Origin of the sequence: Phyllobacterium sophorae (assembly GCF_003010965.1) — a bacterium.
GTDB lineage: Bacteria > Pseudomonadota > Alphaproteobacteria > Rhizobiales > Rhizobiaceae > Phyllobacterium > Phyllobacterium sophorae.
Window position 1 is genome coordinate 478,368 of record NZ_PGGM01000001.1, and the last position, 20,861, is coordinate 499,228.

At 59.2% G+C, this 20,861-nt stretch carries 27 protein-coding genes; 16 read left to right on the plus strand and 11 right to left on the minus strand.

The features are described from left to right. Window positions 1-26: 26 nt before the first annotated feature. A complete protein-coding gene (locus CU103_RS02365) occupies window positions 27-320 on the plus strand; it encodes a Dabb family protein (protein ID WP_106662288.1) in 294 nt (97 codons plus the stop codon). A gap of 66 nt (window positions 321-386) precedes the next feature. On the opposite strand, the gene CU103_RS02370 is transcribed toward CU103_RS02365, so the two are convergent. Further along, window positions 387-1,286 (minus strand): methylated-DNA--[protein]-cysteine S-methyltransferase, encoded by a 900-nt coding sequence (locus tag CU103_RS02370; protein WP_106662289.1) that lies wholly within the window; start codon window positions 1,284-1,286, stop codon window positions 387-389. Between the two features lie 76 nt (window positions 1,287-1,362). Then, on the minus strand, window positions 1,363-1,857 hold the full coding sequence (locus CU103_RS02375; RefSeq protein ID WP_162707177.1) for a DUF2244 domain-containing protein: 495 nt from the start codon (window positions 1,855-1,857) through the stop codon (window positions 1,363-1,365). A 34-nt stretch (window positions 1,858-1,891) separates the two neighbouring features. On the opposite strand from CU103_RS02375, the gene nth reads away from it, so the two are divergent. Beyond that, complete coding sequence (gene nth, locus CU103_RS02380) at window positions 1,892-2,716, plus strand: endonuclease III (protein WP_425350548.1); 825 nt, start codon at window positions 1,892-1,894, stop codon at window positions 2,714-2,716. Here the strand turns inward: nth and CU103_RS02385 are convergent. After that, window positions 2,708-3,424 (minus strand): sulfate transporter family protein, encoded by a 717-nt coding sequence (locus CU103_RS02385; protein ID WP_106662292.1) that lies wholly within the window; start codon window positions 3,422-3,424, stop codon window positions 2,708-2,710. The genes nth and CU103_RS02385 overlap by 9 nt on opposite strands. 164 nt (window positions 3,425-3,588) lie before the next feature. Here CU103_RS02385 and CU103_RS02390 point away from each other — a divergent pair, with 164 nt between their 5' ends. Continuing rightward, window positions 3,589-4,581 carry an adenosine kinase gene (locus CU103_RS02390; RefSeq protein WP_106662293.1) on the plus strand — a complete coding sequence of 331 codons (993 nt, stop codon included), beginning with the start codon at window positions 3,589-3,591 and terminating at the stop codon, window positions 4,579-4,581. A gap of 6 nt (window positions 4,582-4,587) precedes the next feature. Here CU103_RS02390 and CU103_RS02395 read toward each other — a convergent pair whose 3' ends face one another. The 5 genes from CU103_RS02395 to hrcA form a co-directional block, all read right to left on the minus strand. Next, the gene (locus tag CU103_RS02395) at window positions 4,588-4,977 is read right to left on the minus strand and encodes a type II toxin-antitoxin system VapC family toxin (RefSeq protein ID WP_106662294.1); all 390 of its coding nucleotides are present in this window, start codon (window positions 4,975-4,977) and stop codon (window positions 4,588-4,590) included. Further along, entirely contained in the window at window positions 4,974-5,243 is a 270-nt protein-coding gene (locus CU103_RS02400) for a type II toxin-antitoxin system Phd/YefM family antitoxin (protein WP_106662626.1), read from the minus strand. Before CU103_RS02400 ends, CU103_RS02395 begins: the two co-directional genes overlap by 4 nt. A gap of 76 nt (window positions 5,244-5,319) precedes the next feature. Next, entirely contained in the window at window positions 5,320-5,973 is a 654-nt protein-coding gene (locus CU103_RS02405) for a trimeric intracellular cation channel family protein (RefSeq protein WP_106662295.1), read from the minus strand. Between the two features lie 115 nt (window positions 5,974-6,088). Further along, on the minus strand, window positions 6,089-6,802 hold the full coding sequence (gene grpE / locus CU103_RS02410; RefSeq protein ID WP_106662296.1) for a nucleotide exchange factor GrpE: 714 nt from the start codon (window positions 6,800-6,802) through the stop codon (window positions 6,089-6,091). Between the two features lie 74 nt (window positions 6,803-6,876). Beyond that, window positions 6,877-7,947 carry a heat-inducible transcriptional repressor HrcA gene (gene hrcA, locus CU103_RS02415; RefSeq protein ID WP_106662297.1) on the minus strand — a complete coding sequence of 357 codons (1,071 nt, stop codon included), beginning with the start codon at window positions 7,945-7,947 and terminating at the stop codon, window positions 6,877-6,879. Between the two features lie 125 nt (window positions 7,948-8,072). Between hrcA and rph the strand changes: the two genes are divergently transcribed. Genes rph through CU103_RS02445 form a run of 6 tightly spaced genes read left to right on the plus strand, consistent with a single transcriptional unit; the run spans window position 8,073 to window position 12,310 of the window. After that, window positions 8,073-8,789, plus strand: coding sequence for a ribonuclease PH (rph, locus tag CU103_RS02420; protein WP_106662298.1), 717 nt, complete (start codon window positions 8,073-8,075; stop codon window positions 8,787-8,789). 12 nt (window positions 8,790-8,801) lie between these two features. After that, window positions 8,802-9,209 (plus strand): VOC family protein, encoded by a 408-nt coding sequence (locus CU103_RS02425; protein WP_106662299.1) that lies wholly within the window; start codon window positions 8,802-8,804, stop codon window positions 9,207-9,209. Next, window positions 9,206-9,865 (plus strand): RdgB/HAM1 family non-canonical purine NTP pyrophosphatase, encoded by a 660-nt coding sequence (gene rdgB, locus CU103_RS02430; RefSeq protein WP_106662300.1) that lies wholly within the window; start codon window positions 9,206-9,208, stop codon window positions 9,863-9,865. Before CU103_RS02425 ends, rdgB begins: the two co-directional genes overlap by 4 nt. After that, window positions 9,849-11,012 (plus strand): radical SAM family heme chaperone HemW, encoded by a 1,164-nt coding sequence (gene hemW, locus CU103_RS02435; RefSeq protein ID WP_106662627.1) that lies wholly within the window; start codon window positions 9,849-9,851, stop codon window positions 11,010-11,012. The genes rdgB and hemW overlap by 17 nt, the downstream gene beginning before the upstream one ends. A 10-nt stretch (window positions 11,013-11,022) precedes the next feature. Next, window positions 11,023-11,937, plus strand: a complete 915-nt coding sequence (rsmI, locus tag CU103_RS02440) for a 16S rRNA (cytidine(1402)-2'-O)-methyltransferase (protein WP_425350549.1) — start codon at window positions 11,023-11,025, stop codon at window positions 11,935-11,937. Window positions 11,938-11,944: 7 nt separating this feature from the next. After that, complete coding sequence (locus CU103_RS02445; RefSeq protein ID WP_106662302.1) at window positions 11,945-12,310, plus strand: YraN family protein; 366 nt, start codon at window positions 11,945-11,947, stop codon at window positions 12,308-12,310. A 238-nt stretch (window positions 12,311-12,548) separates the two neighbouring features. On the opposite strand, the gene CU103_RS02455 is transcribed toward CU103_RS02445, so the two are convergent. Beyond that, window positions 12,549-12,821, minus strand: coding sequence for a hypothetical protein (locus CU103_RS02455; protein ID WP_106662303.1), 273 nt, complete (start codon window positions 12,819-12,821; stop codon window positions 12,549-12,551). A 90-nt stretch (window positions 12,822-12,911) separates the two neighbouring features. Between CU103_RS02455 and cysG the strand changes: the two genes are divergently transcribed. The 7 genes from cysG to CU103_RS02490 are packed head-to-tail and all read left to right on the plus strand — an operon-like array spanning window position 12,912 to window position 19,089. Then, entirely contained in the window at window positions 12,912-14,363 is a 1,452-nt protein-coding gene (gene cysG, locus CU103_RS02460; protein ID WP_106662304.1) for a siroheme synthase CysG, read from the plus strand. An 18-nt stretch (window positions 14,364-14,381) separates the two neighbouring features. Further along, a complete protein-coding gene (locus CU103_RS02465) occupies window positions 14,382-14,696 on the plus strand; it encodes a DUF2849 domain-containing protein (protein ID WP_106662305.1) in 315 nt (104 codons plus the stop codon). A 20-nt stretch (window positions 14,697-14,716) separates the two neighbouring features. Beyond that, complete coding sequence (locus CU103_RS02470; RefSeq protein WP_106662306.1) at window positions 14,717-16,387, plus strand: nitrite/sulfite reductase; 1,671 nt, start codon at window positions 14,717-14,719, stop codon at window positions 16,385-16,387. Next, window positions 16,377-17,132: a phosphoadenylyl-sulfate reductase gene (locus CU103_RS02475; protein ID WP_106662307.1), complete on the plus strand. Its 756-nt coding sequence runs from the start codon at window positions 16,377-16,379 to the stop codon at window positions 17,130-17,132. Before CU103_RS02470 ends, CU103_RS02475 begins: the two co-directional genes overlap by 11 nt. A gap of 5 nt (window positions 17,133-17,137) precedes the next feature. Then, the gene (locus tag CU103_RS02480) at window positions 17,138-17,665 is read left to right on the plus strand and encodes a DUF934 domain-containing protein (protein WP_425350557.1); all 528 of its coding nucleotides are present in this window, start codon (window positions 17,138-17,140) and stop codon (window positions 17,663-17,665) included. Between the two features lie 40 nt (window positions 17,666-17,705). Then, entirely contained in the window at window positions 17,706-18,731 is a 1,026-nt protein-coding gene (locus CU103_RS02485; protein WP_106662309.1) for an NAD(P)/FAD-dependent oxidoreductase, read from the plus strand. A gap of 10 nt (window positions 18,732-18,741) precedes the next feature. Continuing rightward, window positions 18,742-19,089 (plus strand): 2Fe-2S iron-sulfur cluster-binding protein, encoded by a 348-nt coding sequence (locus CU103_RS02490; protein WP_106662310.1) that lies wholly within the window; start codon window positions 18,742-18,744, stop codon window positions 19,087-19,089. Between the two features lie 70 nt (window positions 19,090-19,159). Here CU103_RS02490 and CU103_RS02495 read toward each other — a convergent pair whose 3' ends face one another. Both CU103_RS02495 and CU103_RS02500 read right to left on the minus strand, forming a co-directional pair. Further along, window positions 19,160-19,723, minus strand: coding sequence for a L,D-transpeptidase (locus CU103_RS02495; RefSeq protein ID WP_106662311.1), 564 nt, complete (start codon window positions 19,721-19,723; stop codon window positions 19,160-19,162). 159 nt (window positions 19,724-19,882) lie between these two features. After that, window positions 19,883-20,821 (minus strand): nucleoside hydrolase, encoded by a 939-nt coding sequence (locus CU103_RS02500; RefSeq protein WP_106662312.1) that lies wholly within the window; start codon window positions 20,819-20,821, stop codon window positions 19,883-19,885. Window positions 20,822-20,861 lie beyond the last annotated feature (40 nt).

Consider the following 20,861-nt stretch of genomic DNA (forward strand, 5'->3'; position numbering starts at 1 on the left):
GTGCCAAATCAGCAGGATGTCAGAACGTGATCCGTCATATTGTATTCTTCAGTGCCCGCAACAAGGAAGATGTCGAGGCGATCGCCTCTGGCCTGAAACGGCTTGGCGAAATTCCGCATTCGACAGTTTTCGAGGTCATGCAGAATACCAAGACCGATCCGATTTCCGGCGAAATCGACGTGGTCGTGTATGGTGAATTCAAGGATGCCGAGGCACTGGCCGCCTACAAGGCGCATCCCATCTACAGCGAGACGACCGCGGTGGTCCGCCCCTTGCGCGAGCTGCGTATTTCCGCCGACGTGGTTTCGACGCTGAGCTAGAGACACGAACAGCCCGGCAAATTGCCGGGCTGTTCAAGATCGTGCTCGGGAAGACGCGGTGCGGCGTCAGCCCGCTTGGCTTATCTCCGCCCCCGCGCTCAACTGACCTGCTTCCCAGCCGAGAATTGCCCGCTTGCGGGTCAAACCCCAGTGGTATCCGGTCAGCGCGCCGGACTTGCCGACTGCGCGATGACACGGCACGACAAAGGACACGGGATTGGCACCGACCGCGGCACCGACCGCGCGCGAAGCATTGGGCGAGCCGATATCCGCGGCAATATCCGAATAAGCGACGCATTTGCCCATGGGGATCTTGAGCAGGGCTTCCCAGACGCGCAGCTGGAAGTCCGTGCCGATTGTGACGACCTTCAGGGGCCGGTCCGCACGCCACTCTGCCGGGTTGAAAACGCGGGCCGCATAGGGGGCGGTTGCGGCGAGATCTTCCACATAGGTAGCGTTCGGCCAGCGCGACGTCATATCGGCAAGCGCTTCACGCTCTTTCCCGGCATCGGCAAAGGCAAGGCCAGCCAGCCCGCGGTCCGTCACCATGATCAGAGCCAATCCGAATGGCGAGATGAGGAAGCCATAGCGAATGGTAAGGCCCGCGCCGCGTGTCTTGTAGTCGCCTGGCGACATGCCCTCGTGGGTGACGAAAAGGTCGTGCAGGCGGCTTGGTCCGGAAAGGCCTGTCTCGTATGCGGTTTCGAGCAGCGGCATGCCCTCATCCAGCAGACGGCGCGCGTGGTCGATTGTCACCGCCTGGAGAAAACCTTTCGGTGAAAGACCCGCCCAGCGGGTGAAGAGCTTTTGCAGCGCCGTCGGCGACAGTCCGGTATCGCGGGCTAGCGTCTCGAGCGACGGCTGATCGCGATAATCCTTGCTGATGCGCTCGATGATATGGCTGACGATCGCATAGTCGTTGCCGGTCGGGGTTATGTCTTTCTGAAGTATGGCCTGTGGTTTCATGGGTTTTACCTCACTGTTGAGGGTATATGACCACTCCAGAGGTTCCTTCGCCACCCGATTCTTGCCGGTGCCGAAATTACCGGCCTTTGGCCGTTGCCAGCGCCACCTGAAAGGCCGAAGCGAAGCTTTCGCGGTCGTCGGGATTGAGAAAGGAGCCGATGGTTACGGCCTTGCCCTGTCCCTCGACGCGCATCGACGTGATGCCGATTTCCGCATGGCGGGCGACACTGAACCGAGTCCAGAACGGGTTGAATTCATGGAGTTTTGTCCGGCCGGACGCGCCCACCTGGCGGATTTGCAGGGCTATGCGCGACACGGTCACCTCTTCATGAATCTTTCCCGAAGCGTAGTTCAGGCGGAAGGCAATGTAGACGATCAGGACATCGAGGCCGAAAAAGCCGAAGACCGGCCAGGCGCCGATCGACAGAAAAAACAGGCCGGTGAAGAAGCTGCTGACGCCGAGCGCACCCATCAGAATGAGGAAACCCTTCTGGCCCAGCGACCGGTGTGGCACAAGAAGCGCGCGGAAGATTTCTTCCTCGTTTATGGCCGCCGGGTCGATCGGGTTCATTGTTTGGCTCATGGCGTTTGAGTATAGAGGGAGCATGGAAAATCCCAAGCCCAAAATTGATCAGGTCAAAGCAATTTCAGGAAAGGCGGAAGCTCGTTTTTCGTCCGGAATTGCGGAAACACAAGGTGTGGCCATTGCCAGGCCCGCGAAAGCGCGCAACGTTGGCGGTACACGCTATACGGCGGCAGAAATCCATGAAATTTTCCGTCGGTTTTCGGTTCAGCGTCCGGAACCGAAAGGGGAACTCGAGCATGTAAACCCTTTTACCTTGCTCGTTGCGGTCGTCCTTTCCGCCCAGGCAACCGACGCCGGTGTCAACAAGGCGACGCGGGCTTTGTTCAGGGTGGCCGACACGCCGGAAAAGATGCTGGCATTGGGCGAGGCCAAGGTCGGCGACTATATCCGCACGATAGGCCTCTGGCGCAACAAGGCGAAGAATGTCATCGCTCTGTCAGAGGCGCTGATCGATCGATATGACAGCGTCGTTCCGGATGATCGCGACGAGCTGGTCAAGCTGCCGGGAGTTGGCCGCAAGACGGCCAATGTGGTGCTCTCCATGGCGTTCGGCCAGTCGACCATGGCGGTCGACACCCATATTTTCCGTATCGGCAACCGGCTCGGGCTGGCACCGGGCAAGACGCCGGAAGAGGTGGAAGCGCGTCTGATGAAGGTCGTTCCATCCGAGTACCTTTACCACGCGCACCATTGGCTGATCCTGCACGGCCGCTATGTCTGCAAGGCGCGCAAGCCCGATTGCCCCGCCTGTGTCATTGCCGATATCTGCAAGGCCGCGGAGAAAACGTCGGAAATCCCCGCACCGCTCGTGCCGCTGCCGCCGCAGGTCATTGACCTAGGGTAGCGCTGCCGGGGGCTCTGACCGCGTCACGGCCTTGTGCAGGTGCACCATCATGGCGGCAGCGAACAAAGGCGTGAGCAGGTTGAGGAGCGGGATCGCCATGAAGGCGGCGATAATCAGCCCGGCCAGGAATACCATCGTCGAATGTTTGGAGCGGAGCGCCTTGGCCTCGAGTTCCGGGCGAAAGCGCATCGCGGCAAATTCGAAGAATTCCCGGCCGAGCAGATAGCCGTTGACGACAAAGAAGGCGATGATGTTTACGCCGGGAATGAGCAATAACAGCAATGCCACGATATTCCCGATGATGACGACGCCCATGAACTTGACTGAAAGAATGAAAGAGCGCACGGCGGGAAGGGGAGCGCCCTTCGGATCGAGGGGATAGTCCTCCTTTTCCACCAGTTCGGCCACATCGTCGAGAAACAATCCGGCGACGATCGCCGTAACCGGCGCAATCAGCAGTGCCAGGCCGAGGGCAAGGCCCAAACTGGCAAGAATACCGGCGATCAGGCCGAGCCACCCCGTCCAGGAAGGCAGGTCCGGCATCATCTGGTCGAAAAAGGGCAACGCCAAAATTTCGAACAGTTCGCGCAGACCGAACCAAACGCCGATCAGCAGCAGAATGGTCATTCCGAGTGATTTCCACAGAACCGCGCGGAACTCCGGACGGAACAGATGACTGGCCGCAGCGCGGGCACTTTCAATAACCATTTGTACGCTCGATCTCCAGGGCTACGAAGTACCGGACATAGGGGCGCTCGTCCCCAGGGACAAGCGGATGCACGAAAGAAGGGGTAGTCAATTGATCGCTTACGCGCTAGAGCAAAGGCAAAACAACCGCCAAAAGGTACGGCCAATTCAATCCCGGAGTTTTCATGTCCAGCTATGACGTGCTTTGCATCGGCAACGCCATTGTCGATATCATTGCCCGCACCGATGACGATTTCATCGTCAAGAACGGCATCATCAAAAATGCAATGAACCTGATCGATGCCGACCGGGCGGAATTTCTCTATGAACGCATGGGACCGGCGATCGAAGCCTCAGGCGGCAGTGCCGGCAACACCGCAGCGGGCGTCGCCAGCCTTGGTGGACGCGCTGCCTATTTTGGCAAGGTGGCGGACGATCAGCTGGGACATGTCTTCACCCACGATATTCGTTCGCAAGGTGTCGCCTTCGACACACGCGTACTCGCTTCGCCGCCGCCAACCGCTCGCTCGATGATCTTCGTGACGCCGGACGGCGAGCGTTCGATGAACACCTATCTCGGCGCCTGTGTCGAACTTGGACCGGAAGATGTGGAAAGTTCCAAGGTTTCCGAAGCCAAGGTGACTTATTTCGAAGGCTACCTCTGGGATCCGCCGCGCGCCAAGGAAGCAATCCGCCTATCGGCGAAAATCGCGCATGAGCACAAGCGCGAAGTCTCGATGACGCTGTCCGACCCGTTCTGCGTCGACCGCTATCGCGAAGAATTCCTCGACCTGATGCGCTCGGGCACTGTCGATATCGTCTTTGCCAATGAGGCTGAGCTGAAGTCGCTCTATCAGACGCACGATTTCGAAAAGGGACTCGATCTGATCCGCAAGGATTGCAAACTGGCTGCAATCACGCGTTCGGAAAAGGGCTCGGTCGTTGTATCGAAGGACGAGATGGTTGCCGTGCCGGCAATAGAGATTGCCGAACTGGTCGATACGACCGGCGCAGGCGACCTCTATGCCGCCGGATTCCTGTTCGGTTATACGAATGGCCGCACGTTGACCGATTGCGCCAGGATTGGTTCGTTGACGGCGGGTCTGGTTATCCAGCAGATCGGTCCGCGTCCGCAGCTCAATCTGAAGCTCGCGGCGGAACAGGCCGGATTGCTATAGCAAGGTTCACTTGATTTTGACCGCCATTGGATGGGCGACCAGCGCACGATCAATCGTGACAAGGCGCAAGTCTTCCACCTGACATTGCGCCAGCAAGAGGCGGTCAAAAGGATCCCGTGTTAACGGTTCGGGCTCAACTGCGATCAGGGTGTGGTGCTCGTTGATCGGAACAAGTTCTACTCCCATGTCCGTTAGCAGACCAGGCAACGTCTTGAGACCGGGAGTAAGCTGAAGCTTTCCCAAGCGCCATTTGATCGCGATTTCCCAAAGACTGGCCACGCTCGCATGGAACTCCCCTGCCGGGTCTGCGAGCAAGCTCCGAATGCCGGGCGTAAACTTCTCCAGCTGCTGCTCGAGAATGGCCAACAGAATATGAGTATCCAGCAACACTCTCATGCGTCTGGCGGCAGCGGGTAAAGGAGAAAATCTTCCGGTAATGGGTCGTCGAAGTCGTCCGCGATAAAGGGGACGATCGTCGTGATCCCGTGTATTTTCTTGAATTCGTCAATCGCCTCCAGCTGCAGCCCCTTTCCGGGCTTGTGCGGAACAAGATCAAAAGCCGGACGACCATTGCGTGTCACCACAATGGTTTCGCCTTTTTCCACCTGGCGGGCGAGTTCCGTGAGGCGGTTCTTTGCGTCTCGGATCGATACAGTTGTCATGTGAGAATAGTGGCCACATGCAGCCATTTTGTCAAGTTGCGATGCTTCACCCAAGCACAGATGGTGCCCGGCAAGTCTACTCCGACCGGATATAGCCCTCGCGCTTGAGTTCCTCGGGCGTGCGGCCGGGCCTGTGATAGGTGGGCAGCGCCCAGCCGAAATAAAGCGCGCCGCCACGCACCGCAAATGCGGTGAGTGCAGCGGCGAGTGCCGACAGTTCCAGTCCAAGAGACAGAGCGTGCAGAATAATGTAGACGACCGACCCGGCCAGGGCGGCCGTCACATAGATTTCGCGGCGCATCAGCACCGATGGCTCACCGGAAATGATATCCCGAAGGATGCCGCCGAAGGTAGCGGTCATGATGCCGGTGACGACGGCAATGCTTGAATCGAAGCCCAACGCCAGGCTTTTGGCTGCACCCATGACACTATAGGCGGCGAGGCCGACCGCATCGAGCCATAGCAGCACGCGGTAGCGTGACTCCAGCAGATTGGCGGAGAAATAGACGACGATTGCGGCCGCGGCACAGACCAGAAGGTTCCCCGGATCCTTGACCCAGAATATCGGAACTCCAAGGATCAGGTCGCGCAACGTACCGCCGCCGACGCCCGTCACCGCCGCAAGAAAGATGAACGCGATGATATCGAGCTGGCGGCGTGATGCCGCCAGGGCGCCTGTCGCGGCAAAGACGAATATCCCGGCATAGTTGAACAGCTGGATCGTGGTCATCGGCAATTCCCCCTGCGCCCGGATAATGGGCACGATAGAGCATCACCCGCCAAAATGAAAAGAGCCGCATTCCCGGTTAAGGAACGCGGCTCTCAAATTCGACTTGCAGGCCGGATCAGGCGTCTTTTTCCGCCTGCGGATTGATCGGGCCAGGTTCCGGCTGGCCTTCGCCTGCCCCTTGCTTGGGGCCACCCTTGGATACGCCGACCAGGGCCGGGCGCAACATGCGGTCGCCAATGACGAAGCCTGACTGTGCGACCTGCAACACGGTGTTGTGTGGTACGTCAGCATTTGGAATCTCGAACATCGCCTGATGGAAGTTTGGATCGAACTTCTGGCCCAGCGGCTCGATTTTCTTGACTCCGTGGCGTTCCATCGCAGTCATCAGCGAACGTTCGGTCATCTCAACGCCTTCGGCAAGCGATTTGAAACCAGCGTCGCCTTGAGCCAGCGCATCGGCAGGAATTGCTTCGAGCGCGCGCTTCAGATTGTCCGAAACGGAAAGAACGTCGCGGGCGAAATTGGCGACCGAATAGGCGCGCGCATCGTGAACGTCGCGTGCGGTCCGTTTGCGCAGGTTTTCCATGTCGGCGGCAAGCCGCAGCAGCTGGTCCTTCAGGTCGCCGTTTTCGGCGCGCAGCCTGTCGAGCTCGGCCCAATTGTTGGCCTGAGCTTCAATTTCGTCATCCTGGGCCATCGCGTATTCTTCAGCCTTGCGCGATTTGAGAAAATCATCGGCAGCGCGCTTCAGCGCATCTCGATCGCGCGGATTCTTCAGGTCGCGCTGGTCGAGATCGGGTGTGTCGTGATTTTTCTTGTCTTCAGCCATCTATCCTGTCCGTTCATTATTCGTAAGTTGCGCTGGATATCGAGCTTTAGGCCATAAAAATCAAGTGCAAATGACTATCGAAGCAGGCGCGACACAAGCTGGGCCGTATAATCCACCATCGGCACGATGCGCGCATAGTTGAGCCGCGTTGGACCGATGACACCCAGCGCGCCGATCACCCGCTGTTCCGAATCGCGGTATGGCGCGATGACCAGCGACGAACCGGAAAGCGAAAACAGTTTGTTCTCCGAACCGATGAAAATACGCACGCCCGGTCCGGCCTCCGCCAGATCAAGCAACTGCAGTGTACCTTCCTTGGTCTCGAGATCGTCGAACAGATGACGCAGGCGCTCGAGATCGGCCTCGGCATTGACCGATTCGAGCAGATTGCCGCGCCCGCGAACGATCAACCGTGCGGGCTGGCCGCCACCAGCCCCGCCCCAGATGGCAAGGCCCTGTTCAACCAGATGTTGCGACAATGCGTCCAGCGCCTGCTGTGTTTCCTCCTTGAGCCGGGCGACTTCCTGCCGCGCCTCGGTGATGGTGCGTCCCTGAATATGCGCGTTGAGAAAATTCGACGCCTCGATCAATTGCGATGGCGTGACGCCGAGCGGCAGATCGATGACGCGGTTTTCGATATCGCCGCTCTGGGTGACGAGTACTGCCAATGCCTTTGTCGGCTCGAGACGAACGAATTCGATATGCTTCAGCGCACCTTCCGCCTTGCTGGCGAGAACCAGCCCGGCACCCCGCGACATGCCGGAAAGGATCTGGCTTGCCTGGGTGAGCACGCTTTCCGCCGACTGGGATTCACCGGAAGCCCGCACCTGAGCCTCGATGGAATTACGCTCAGCGGAGGAGAGGTCGCCGACTTCCATGAAGGCGTCGACGAAAAAACGCAGTCCAAGCTGCGTCGGCAGCCGCCCGGCCGAGATATGCGGCGCATAGACGAGACCGAGATGTTCCAGATCGCTCATCACATTGCGGATTGTGGCGGGGGAAAGGGACACAGGCAGGATGCGCGACAGGTTGCGCGATCCAACCGGTTCGCCGTCGCCCAGATAGCTCTCGACAATCCGCCGGAAAATATCCCGCGACCGCTGATCAAGCGATTGCAATGTCTCCGGAACCACGGCGTTGTTCATCCTGCCTCATACTTCTGTTCGTTGCCGGCCTGATATAAGCATTATCGGGTCAATCATCAAAGCCTTTGCTTCATTCACCCATCGCGGTTAAAAGGCCGGGAAACAGATCAACAAGAGGTTAGCCCATGCGTCCTTCCAAACGAGCCCCCGACGAAATGCGCGCCATTTCCTTTGAGCGCGGCATTTCCAAACATGCCGAGGGCTCGTGCCTGGTCAAATTCGGCGATACCCACGTGCTGTGCACCGCTAGCCTGGAGGAAAAAGTGCCGGGCTGGATGCGCAACACCGGCAAGGGATGGGTCACGGCCGAATATGGCATGCTGCCGCGCTCGACCGGCGATCGCATGCGCCGCGAAGCCTCTTCCGGCAAGCAGGGTGGCCGTACCCTGGAAATCCAGCGGCTGATTGCGCGCTCGCTCCGTGCTGTGGTGGATTTGCAGGCACTCGGCGAAGTACAGATCACCGTCGACTGCGATGTCATCCAGGCCGACGGCGGCACCCGCACCGCAGCGATCACTGGCGGCTGGGTGGCCCTGCACGAATGTCTGAGCTGGATGGAAGCGCGGCAGATGCTCAAGGTCGAAAAAGTCCTGAAGGACCATGTCGCTGCCATTTCCTGCGGTATTTCCGATGGCACCCCGGTCATCGATCTCGACTATCAGGAAGATTCGACGGCCCAGACCGATGCCAATTTCGTCATGACCGGCAAGGGTGGTATTGTTGAAGTACAGGGAACCGCCGAGGGCGATCCTTTCTCCGAAGACGAATTGCTGGCACTGATGGGGCTTGCCCGCAACGGCATCAACCGTTTGGTTTCGCTGCAGAAAATGGCCGTCGGCTAGAAGACAGGAACCATGCAGCCATCAGGAATACTGGAAACAGCGCTTTATGTGACCGATGTCGAAGTGGCTGCGCGGTTCTATGCTGGTGTGCTCGGGATGGAAGTCATCCTGCGTGCCGGCAATGAATCGGTATTCTTCCGTTGCGGGCCCGGCGTGCTTATTCTTTTCAACGTTGAAAAGTTGAAGGAAAGGCCAAAAGGCGGTCTGCCGATACCGTCCCATGGCGCGGATGGGCCGGGTCATGTGTGTTTTCGCGCGACGCGGGATGAAATTGCGGAGTGGAAATCCCATCTGGAGGCCAACGGTATCGTCATCGAGAGCGAGTTCGATTGGCCGAACGGCGCGCACTCCCTGTATTTCCGCGATCCGTCGGGAAATTCGATTGAATTTGCCGAACCACAATTATGGAATCTGAAATGAGAACGCTTCAAAAAGGCAAGTTGCTCGTCGCCAGCCACAACCAGGGCAAGATCAGGGAAATGATCGACCTGCTCGGGCCGTTCGGCTTCGAAGTGGTGTCTGCCGCTGACATGGGCCTGCCTGAACCCGAGGAGACGGGCACGACCTTCGAGGAGAACGCCTACATCAAGGCCGCTGCTGCCGCCAAGGCGACGGGTCTTGTCGCGCTTTCCGACGATTCAGGCCTATGCGTTGATGCGCTGGGCGGCAATCCGGGTGTCTACACCGCCAATTGGGCCGAACTTCCGGACGGCAAGCGTGACTTCGCTCACGGCATGCGGAAGGTCGAGAAGGCATTGCAGGAAAAGGGTGCGAGCGCACCCGGGGATCGCAGCGGCCGGTTCGTTTCGGTTATCTGCCTTGCCTGGCCCGATGGCGAAGCCAATTACTATCGCGGCGAAGTGGAAGGCGAGATCGTCTGGCCGCCACGCGGCACCGCAGGATTCGGCTACGACCCCGTATTCAGGCCGGAAGGCTACAATACAACCTTCGGCGAAATGACTGCGGAACAGAAACACGGCTGGAAGCCGGGCGACACCGATGCGCTGTCGCATCGCGCTCGTGCCTTCCAGCGCTTTGCCAAAGATTGTCTGGATGCGCATGAACCATCCCGATAAAGGCGAGTCCGGCTTTGGCGTCTACGTTCATTGGCCCTTCTGCATGGCCAAATGCCCTTACTGCGATTTCAACTCGCATGTCCGGCATCAGCCGGTGGACCAGCCGCGCTTTGCCGCAGCCTTTGCCCGCGAAATGGCGACGATGCGCGAGCGTACGGGTCAGCGCACGGTTTCCAGCATCTTCCTTGGCGGCGGTACGCCGTCACTGATGCAACCGGAGACGGTGGCTTCCATCCTCGATGAAATCGCCCGCAACTGGCACGTGCCGGATGATATCGAGATCACGCTGGAAGCCAATCCGACCAGCGTCGAGGCAGATCGTTTTCGCGGTTATCGCGCCGCGGGCGTCAACCGGGTGTCGCTTGGCGTGCAGGCGCTCAATGATCCGGATCTGCGCCGGCTCGGCCGCATGCACAGCGTCGATGAGGCACTCATTGCGATCGGACTGGCGCGCGAGATTTTCCCGCGGCTTTCCTTCGACCTTATTTATGCGCGGCCGGACCAGACCATTGAAGGCTGGCGCGATGAACTTGCCCGCGCGATCTCCTATGCCGCCGATCATTTGTCGCTGTACCAGCTGACGATCGAGGAAGGCACGCCTTTCTACAATCTGTGGAAGGCGGGGAAACTGGTGACACCCGACGGTGATCACGCGGCAGCGCTTTATGCGGAAACGCAGGATGTAACGGCGAGCCATGGCCTGCCAGCCTATGAAATTTCCAATCATGCCGCACCCGGCGCGGAGTCGCAGCACAATCTCGTTTACTGGCGCTATGGCGAATATGTCGGTGTCGGTCCGGGCGCGCACGGACGCTTCATTGAAAATGGGACGCGCGCAGTAACCATCACCGAGCGTCATCCCGAATCCTGGTTGCGGCAAGTCGAAGCCGGCGGCCACGGGGTTGTCGAGGAAGAGTTCCTGAATAGAGAGCAGGAAGGCGACGAATTCCTGTTGATGGGATTGCGGCTGGCAGAGGGAATTGATCTCGCCCGCTACGAACGTCTGACTGGACACAGCGTCAAGGAAGGTAAAGTGATTTCCTTGGCGGAGCAGGGCCTTATCGAATATATCGGCAATAGCCGTATTCGCACGACGCCCGAGGGCGCCATCGTGCTCAATGCGGTCATCGCCGATCTGGCAGCATAAGGGAAAAGTTTTGTCCGAGGGAGAAGCCCCAAAAACTGCCGACAAGGAGCGGGACTATCAGATCGGCAGCGCTTCCTACCGCGCCCGCCCACTGGAGCCGGCCCTCTATATCGTGGCGACGCCGATCGGAAATCTCGGCGACATGACCCTACGCGGCATCGAAACGCTGGCAGCGGCAGACATTATCGCCTGCGAGGATACGCGTGTGAGCCGCGTTCTGCTCGACCGCTACGGCATTTCCCGCCGCCCCTACGCCTACCACGAACACAATGCCGAAATGGCCGGCCCCAAACTGATCGATGCGCTTTTGGCGGGCAAGAGCGTCGCACTGGTTTCAGATGCGGGTACGCCGCTGATTTCTGATCCGGGAGGCCGCCTGGTGCCTGAAGCCAAAGCCGCCGGCATAAGGGTCGTGCCCATCCCCGGCGCATCATCGGTGCTGGCCGCCCTTACAGCTTCAGGATTATTCAAGGATTCGTTTTATTTTGCCGGCTTCCTATCGTCGAAACAGGGCCAGCGCCGGGCGAAGCTCGAGCAATTGAAAACCCTTGATGCGGCGCTGGTATTCTTCGAATCGCCAAATCGCGCGGCGGCAACGCTGGCAGACATGGTCGAAATCTTCGGCCCTGAACGCCAGGCGTCGCTGTGCCGTGAACTGACGAAGACATATGAGACTGTCGTCACCCTGCCTCTGAAGGACCTGGCAGCGGAATTCGACGGCGAGGACCGTATCCGCGGCGAAGTGGTGCTCGTTGTTGGCCCACCGCAAGAACATGAGAATGTGCCGCGCTCCGACGACGACATCGATGCGCTGCTGCGCGCCCTCGTTCTCGAAATGGCACCGGCCAAGGCAGCGGGTGAGGCCTCGCGCATGACCGGCCGGCCCAAGGGAGAACTTTATCAACGGCTTCTGGCGTTGAAATAGGCGCGAGATGAGCGAATTGGGCAAGCGCCGCAAGGCTTACCGTCGCGGCCACTCCGCAGAACATCTCGCTGCCCTTGCCCTCATACTGAAAGGCTACCGCATCGTCGGCCGCCGCTATCGCACCAAACTCGGCGAGATCGACCTGATCGCACGGCGCGGCGACACCGTTCTCATCGTCGAGGTGAAGGCGCGGGCAACGCTTGAGCAGGCGATGGACTCGGTCAATGCACTGACCATGCGCCGGATCGAGGCAGCTGCGGATCATTGGCTTGCGCGTCAGAGTGACCATACCCGTCTCTCCCTGCGCTTTGATCTCGTCGCTATCCTGCCCTGGCGCTGGCCCGTGCATGTGCAGGCGGTTTTTACCGTCTAGACAAAACTTGCACTAGGATATGGTTGAGATCCGGTCGCATTCTACAAGCGGCTTCCTTGTGCAGCATTTTGACCTGACCCTGCGCGAAATGCGCGGCGCTCCTCGACGAGCAGCATGGCATAAATGTTCTCGTCAATGATCATGCAGGCAGTCTTGTCGTCGGAGAAACCCGGATTGAAGCTGAAACCGAGAGCGGTGAAGAAGCCTTTCGACGCTTGCAGATTCTTGACCGGAAGATCTACGAGATCATGCGCATCAGGTGTCTCCGCTCCTTGTGACGGAGCCGTCCATACCGGATCGAGCGTGTCTTCGCCACGGCCAGCAACAAAGGGGCTTGCATTTTCTTGTTAACCCGATAAAAGTAGTCGTGTATTGATTTGGCTGGATGGCCGGCCAGATGCGGATGATCGAGCATGTCTCGCTTTGCCTCAAGGGGTGATGGCAAGGCGTGTGTCTCTTTGTATACGATAGAAAGAGAATCCGCTTGTTTCGGCTTTTTCAGAAATTCCATGCTCTTGACCGGGATTCGGCGCACTTCTGTTCCTTATAAACAGCTGCCGGATCATGGATAATCCCCTGAACCATCGGGATTGTCTTATTCATGTCCATCCATGCCAACCAGCTATCTGTCTTTCCAGCCTTTTTCCGCGTGCGGAATGAAGTGCTTGTGGTTGTTGGCAATGGCGAGGAAGCGCTCAACAAGGCGCGGCTCCTGGCGCAGACGAACGCGACGATACGCGTTGTTGCTGAGGAGCCCGAACCGGAATTGGCCGATTTTCTCCGTGAAGGCGGTCACGAACATCTCGTAGAAAAATTTGCTCCCAAGCATCTGACCGGCGCAAAACTGGTCTTCGTCGCCACCGGCGATGAAGACCAGGACGGGGCGGTCGCGGCTGAGGCACGCCGTCAGGGAATTCCGGTCAATGTCGTTGACCGGCCCGACCTCTGCGATTTCTTCACGCCCGCTATCGTCAATCGTGCGCCACTCGCCATCGCCATTGGTTCGGAGGGTACAGGCCCTGTCCTTACCCAGATGATCCGCGCACGCATCGACGCGGCGTTTTCGCCGCGTCTCGGTGATCTGGCGCGTCTCGCCAATGCCTATCGGCCAGTGGTCGAGAAGCTGGTGAAAAAGGGTTTGCCGCGCCGCCTGTTCTGGCGCTCGTTTTTTTCCGGCGACGTCGCAAGCAATGTCTATAACAATGACTTGACTGGCGCCCATCAGGCTGCCGCCGGTCTGCTCGAAAGCCAGGACGAGCCAGAGGGCTATGTCTGGCTGGTTGGTGCCGGTCCCGGTGCCGAAGATCTTTTGACCCTGCGTGCCCACCGCGTGCTCATGGAAGCCGACGTCATCGTCTATGACGCGCTGGTCCCGGAGGCCGTCGTTGCCATGGGCCGCCGCGACGCGACCCGCCTTTCCGTCGGCAAGCGCAAGGGCTGCCATTCCAAGAGCCAGAGCGAGATCAACGATTTGCTCGTTGCTCTCGGCCGCGAGGGCAAGCGCGTTGTTCGCCTGAAGTCCGGCGATCCGCTGGTTTATGGCCGCGCCGGCGAGGAAATGGCCGCGCTGCGCAACGCCGGCATTGCCTTCGAGATCGTACCGGGCATCACCTCGGCCTTTGCCGCGGCTGCCGATATGCAATTGCCTCTGACTTTGCGCGGCGTGGCATCCTCCCTCGTGTTCACCACGGGTCATGACATGGCCGGTGAAGTACTGCCCGACTGGGCGCGCCTTGCCATTTCAGGCGCAACGATCGCCGTATATATGGGCCGCAGCGTTGCCGCTTCCGTCGCCGAGCGGCTGATGCAGGCCGGGCTTCATGCCGATACCGGCGTTGCGGTCATCGAAAACGCAGGCCGCCCCGAACGGCGCATGTTCCATGGCACGCTCAACGATTTGCCGGCGCTGGAGCAGCGCAACGATCTCGACGGTCCGGTCATGGTCGTCATCGGCGATGCTGTTGCAGGTGCCGCCATCGACAAGGCCGAGCCGCTTGCCGCACAGAACAAGAATCCCGTGGCGACCCGCCACCTTGAAACCAATGCTGCCTGAACGCGAAGGATCACGATCATGAGTGTCAAAGTTCTCACCGCAAACCGCCTGACCGATGGTGAAGCCGTATGGCTCGGCGCCAATGGCGAGTGGCTGGAACAGATCGACGGTGCGCTGATCGCCCGTCACGCCGAAGCGGTAAGCGCTCTTGAAGAGGCCGGGAAGGCAGCGATCAAGTCTAACCTCGTTATCGACGTCAATGTGATCGATGTTGAAGAGCGCGGCACAAACCTTTATCCGCTGCGCCTGCGCGAGCGCATCCGCCAGCTCGGCCCCACCATCCGTCTTGATCTCGGCAAGCAGGCTGAAAAGCCCAAAGCAACCGCCGCTTAACAGCTAAAGGCCCGCACAGAATGTATCGTTACGATGAGTTTGATCACGCGTTTGTTTCGGCCCGCGTTGAGCAGTTCAAGGATCAGGTTGAGCGCCGTCTTGCCGGCGAATTGACGGAAGACCAGTTCCGGCCGCTGCGGTTGATGAACGGCGTCTATCTACAGTTGCATGCCTATATGCTGCGCGTCGCCATCCCCTATGGCACGCTCTCCAGCCGCCAGATGCGCAAGCTCGCCCATATTGCCCGCCATTATGATCGCGGCTACGGGCATTTCACCACGCGCCAGAACCTGCAGTATAACTGGCCGGCGCTGAAGGACATGCCCAAGGTTCTTGATGAATTGGCGTCGGTCGAGATGCACGCGCTGCAGACCTCGGGCAATTGCATCCGCAATGTCACTGCCGATCACTTTGCCGGGGCTGCTGCCGACGAGGTCGCCGATCCGCGCCCCTATGCGGAAATCCTGCGTCAGTGGTCGTCGATGCATCCGGAATTTTCCTACCTGCCGCGCAAGTTCAAGATTGCCGTCACCGGCGCCGAGCGTGATCGTGCTGCGATCCAGGTGCACGATATCGGCCTGCATCTGAAGAAGAACGATGCGGGCGAACTCGGTTTCGCGGTGTATGTCGGTGGCGGTCAGGGCCGCACCCCCATGGTTGCCAAGAAGATCCGCGATTTCCTCCCCGTCGAGGATCTGCTTTCCTACACGACAGCGATCATGCGCGTTTACAATCTGAATGGCCGCCGCGACAACAAGTACAAGGCGCGTATCAAGATTCTCGTGCACGAAACCGGCACGGAAGAACTGACACGTCAGGTCGAAGCCGAATGGCAGGTGCTGAAGGAAACCGACCTGAAGCTGCCGCAGAAGGACGTCGATGCCATCGACAGCTATTTCGCGCCGCCAAGCCTGCCCGTACGTCCGGAAGGCTGGTCGGGCCTTGCGGCCGCGCGCAAGGCCGATCATTCATTCTCCACCTGGGTCGATCAGAATGTGACGCCGCACAAGAATCCAGACTACGGCGTCGTGACCATTTCTCTGAAGCCCATCGGCGGCATCCCCGGTGATGCAACCGACGCACAGATGGACCTGGTTGCCGATATCGCCGAGAAATTCTCGCAGGACGAGATCCGCGTCAGCCATGAGCAGAACCTGGTTCTGCCGCATGTGGCGATCGCCGATCTGCGAATCGTCTATGACCTTTTGCTGACCGATGGTCTTGCGACCGCCAATGCCGGGCTGATCACAGACATTATCGCTTGCCCTGGGCTCGACTATTGCGCCCTTGCCAATGCACGGTCGATTCCCGTCGCCCAGCGCATCTCGGAACGGTTCGGCAAGCCGGAGCGTCAGGCGGACATCGGCGAACTGAAGATCAAGATTTCCGGCTGCATCAATGCCTGCGGTCATCACCATGTCGGCCATATCGGCATTCTCGGTGTCGAGAAGAAGGGCGAGGAGCTGTACCAGATCTCGCTCGGCGGTTCCGGGGATGAAATCTGCACCATCGGTGACATCACAGGACGTGGTTTCTCCTCGGAAGAAATCGTCGATGCGGTTGAAACCATTGTTGACCGTTATCTCGATATCCGCACCGACAAGGAAGAGAACTTCCTTGCCACCTACCGGCGTGTGGGCGCTGCACCGTTCAAGGATGCGCTCTATAGCGAGGCTGCAAATGCTGCTTGAATTCAACGAGAAAACCGTAGCGGATGAAGCGCGCGCGCTTGAAGCCCGTTACGGCAATCTCGAACCGATGGATGTGATCGAGCTTGCCATCGATCATCTGTTCAACGAGGAAATCGCCGTGGTTTCCTCGTTCGGAGCGGAGTCGTCGGTGTTGCTGCACATGATCGCACAGATAGATCGGGCGACGCCGGTGCTTTTTCTTGAAACGGGCAAGCATTTTCCGGCAACCCTGCGCTATCGCGACCAGCTGGTCGGCGATCTCGGCCTGACGGATGTGCATGACATTCATCCGCTGAAACAGAGCCTGAAGGACGAGGACCCGTTTGGCGCCTTGTCGATGACCAACAAGGACCGCTGCTGCTACATCCGCAAGGTCGAGCCGATGGCGCGTGCCGTGGCCCCGTACCGGGCGTGGATGACCGGGCGCAAGCAGTTCCAGGCCTCGACCCGTACAGCGTTGCCGGTTTTCGAGTCGGTTGGCGAGCGTGTTCGCATCAATCCGCTGGCCCACTGGACGTCGGCCGATCTGAAGGCCTATATGACCGCGCACGAACTTCCGCCGCATCCGCTGGTTGCCGAAGGCTACCGTTCGATCGGCTGCATGCCCTGCACGCAGCCGATCAAGGATGGCGAGGACGATCGCGCCGGCCGCTGGGCTGGCACGGACAAGACCGAATGCGGTATTCATCTGACCGGTCTTACCGATCAATTGAGCAATATTTCTCTGACGGATTCTAATTTATGAGTGACATTTCCGAAAAGCCTGCAGGAGAGCTCTGGGGCCGCGAAGGCTTCCGCGAGGATCCCTATATTGCAGCTGCGACGCTGGACGAGGCTGGCGATGCGCCGGCGGTCATTCTGCCACTGGCCGTGTGGCTCGGCCTCGAAGACGACGTGCGCAACGCCACCAATCGCAAGATTGGCGTTTCGGTGGCCCCGGGTGAAAGCATTGATCCGCTTTTGCCATTGCTCGATACCATTCCGGTGATTGCGCTGCAGTTTCCGGCCTTCAATGACGGCCGGTCCTATTCGAAAGCGGAAATGCTGAAGAGCCAGCATCAGTTCAAGGGTGAGCTGCGCGCGGTGGGCGATGTGCTGATCGACCAGGTGGCCTATATGCTGCGCACTGGCTTCGACACGCTGAAGGTTACCCATGCGGTGACGCTGACGCGCCTCGCTGATCATAATCTGCACGATACGCCGGTCTACTACCAGCCGGGCAGGGGCTCCCACTCGGCGCCCGGAACCTATAGCTGGCGCCGCGTTCCCGGCGCCTGATCCTCGATTGAATTTCACGACATTTACTGGAAAGCACCATATGTCCGACATTATTGAAACAGATGTGGTTATTGTTGGCGCGGGCCCTGTCGGCCTCTTTGCCGTTTTTGAACTCGGCTTGCTCGATCTGCGCGCGCATGTGATCGATATTCTCGACCGTCCGGGTGGCCAGTGCGCCGAACTCTATCCGGAAAAGCCGATCTACGACATTCCGGGACTTCCAGAGGTCACAGGTCAGGCGTTGACGGACAACCTCCTGAAGCAGATTGCGCCATTCGAACCGCAGTTTCATTTCTCGACGATGGTCACCGCGCTGGAGAAGCTTGAAGATGGCCGTTTCCGCGTCGAGACCGACGCGGATGAAGCGTTCATCACCAAGGTTATTGTCATTGCGGCCGGTGGCGGTTCCTTCCAGCCGAAGCGTCCGCCAGTGCCGGAAATCGAACTCTATGAAGGCACCAGCGTTCACTACGCCGTGCGCAAGATCGAAGCGTTCCGCGGGCACGATGTGGTGATTGTCGGCGGCGGCGATTCCGCACTCGACTGGACGCTCAATCTGGAGCCCGTGGCAAAGTCCGTCACCCTCGTGCACCGCCGCCCGGAATTCCGTGCCGCACCCGATAGCGTCAACAAGATGTGGGCGCTTGAAAAGGAGGGCCGTGTCAAGTTTCGCATGGGCCAGGTTGGCAGTCTCGAAGGTGCCGGCGGGCAATTGTCCAAGGTCATCCTCAAGGGTGCCGAAGGCGAGGAGGTTCTTGAAGCCGGCCGGCTGCTGCCGTTCTTCGGCCTGACCATGAAGCTCGGACCGATCGCCGATTGGGGCCTCAATCTCGATCAGAACCTGATTGCCGTCGATACCGAAAAGTTCGAAACGTCGGAGCCCGGTATATTCGCCATCGGCGATATCAACACCTATCCGGGCAAGCTGAAGCTGATTCTTTCCGGCTTCCATGAGGCCGCGCTGATGTCCCAGGCCGCAAAACGCATCGTGGCCCCTGGCGAACGCATCATTTTCCAGTATACGACGTCCTCCACCTCCCTGCAGAAGAAGCTGAAGGCGGCATAGGTAAAACCTGATGAGCTCAGAATCCCTCTACATCCACGTCACCGATCAGCACGGCAAGCGCCATACGCTGGAAGCCCTCGAGGGTTTCCGCGTCATGGAGGTCATTCGCGATTGGGGTCTCGACATCAAGGCAGAATGCGGCGGCGCCTGCGCCTGCGGCACCTGCCATGTCTATGTCGATCAGGATTGGGCGGAAAAGCTCTACGAGCCGCAGGACGAGGAAATCGACCAGCTCGACGTGACCTTTCACGTCGAGGACAATTCCCGGCTCTCCTGCCAGCTGATCATGAGCGAGGAGCTGAACGGCCTGGAAATAACCCTGGCTCCCGACACGCAAAAGGAAAGCGTAGCGGCCTAGATCCCCACTGGCATCAGCAATGTGCGTGTCGAACCACGCACAGCAGCAATGCGGTAAAACTATTCAGCCGTCAGATCACCACGACACGTGCGCCGACCGGTACACGCGCGTACAAATCCATCACATGTTCGTTGACCATGCGGATACAGCCATTGGATACGGCGCGTCCGATAGTCCAGGGTTCGGTTGTTCCGTGGATGCGGTAATAGGTATCGCGGCCGTTCCGGTAGAGATAGAGCGCGCGGGCACCGAGAGGATTGTTTCGCCCGCCCGCTACGCCTCCGGCGTACCGCGCATATTTCTCCGGCTGGCGCCGGATCATGTTCTTGGTTGGCATCCAGCGCGGCCATTTTTCCTTGCGGCCAACTCTGGCAACGCCGTGGAAGGCGCGGCCAGCCCGCCCGACGCCTATACCGTAGCGGCGCGCGGTGAATTCGTCTTCAATCAGGTAAAGAAACCGGCCGCGCGGGTCGATTACCACTGTCCCCGGCCTATAGGATGAATCGAAGAAAACATATTGCGGCCGGTACTCCGGATCGAGGACGAAAATCTTCCGCTTGGGCCTTGCCAGCGCGGCCTTTGGTGCCAGAGCTGTTGCAAAAAGACCCATCAGAACACCGCGCCGTGTCAGCATAGCAAACCTCAAGTTTCCTGCTGTCCGCCTGCCGGACATTACTCGCCCGGGCGAATTTTGTCCGGAATTTGCTGACCGATGGTTTACGTGGGCTCAACTTTTCGTGACTTGCCCGAGCGGGTAGGTGATCCGGCGATGGCGGTTTCGGAGGGGTTCACCTCACGGCAGGCGCGATATCCGCTCGATCAGCAGATCGAAGAATTCCTCATCATTCACATCGCGAATGTAGAAGGCGTTGCTCGGACGGTCCGTCACGCCCCACCAGTCGACCACCGTCATGCCGAGCGTTAGTTCGTTGGTGGCATCGACCATTACATTGCAGCGCCTGCCGCCATAAAGCTCAGGCTTCAGCAGGTAAGCAATCACGTTCGGGTCGTGCAGCGGGCCGCCATCCCTGCCATATTTCTCCTCGTCGAACCGTTCGAAAAACTCGAGCAGAGCTACGCAGGCATCGCCCGACCTTGTTCCCATGGCGCGGAAACGGTCGACGCGCCGGGCGGTCGTCAATGCCTTGTGCGTCACGTCCAGCGGCAGGATAGCCACCGGAACACCGGACTGCAATACGATCTGTGCCGCCTGCGGATCGACATAGATATTGAACTCCGCCGTTGGCGTAATATTGCCGCCTTCGAAGAACCCGCCGCCCATCAGGACGATCTCGCGGATATGAGAGGCCAATTCCGGTGCGCGGATCAGCACATGGGCAATGTTCGTGAGAGGCCCGAGCGCGCAGAGAGTGACACTTCCTGCCTCCTCATTGCGCAGCGTCTCGATAATGAAATCGACGGCGTGCTGCGTCTGCAATGGCATTGCCGGTTCAGGCAAGTCAGGACCATCAAGCCCGGTCTTGCCATGCACATGTTCAGCCGTGATCAGGGGGCGCATCAGCGGGCGGTCCGCACCGGCAAAGACTTTGGCGTCAGAACGGCCGGCCAGCTCGCAGATTTTCCGCGCATTCAACTCGGTCAAGGCCAGCGGCACATTGCCCGCAACGGCGGTGATGCCGAGTACATCCAGTTCCGGACTGGCAAAGGCAAGAAGAATCGCCAGTGCATCATCCTGTCCCGGATCGGTATCGATTATGATTTTACGCGTCATTTCTTACTTTCTATCACCGGAAAACCGGCACTCTCTTGAA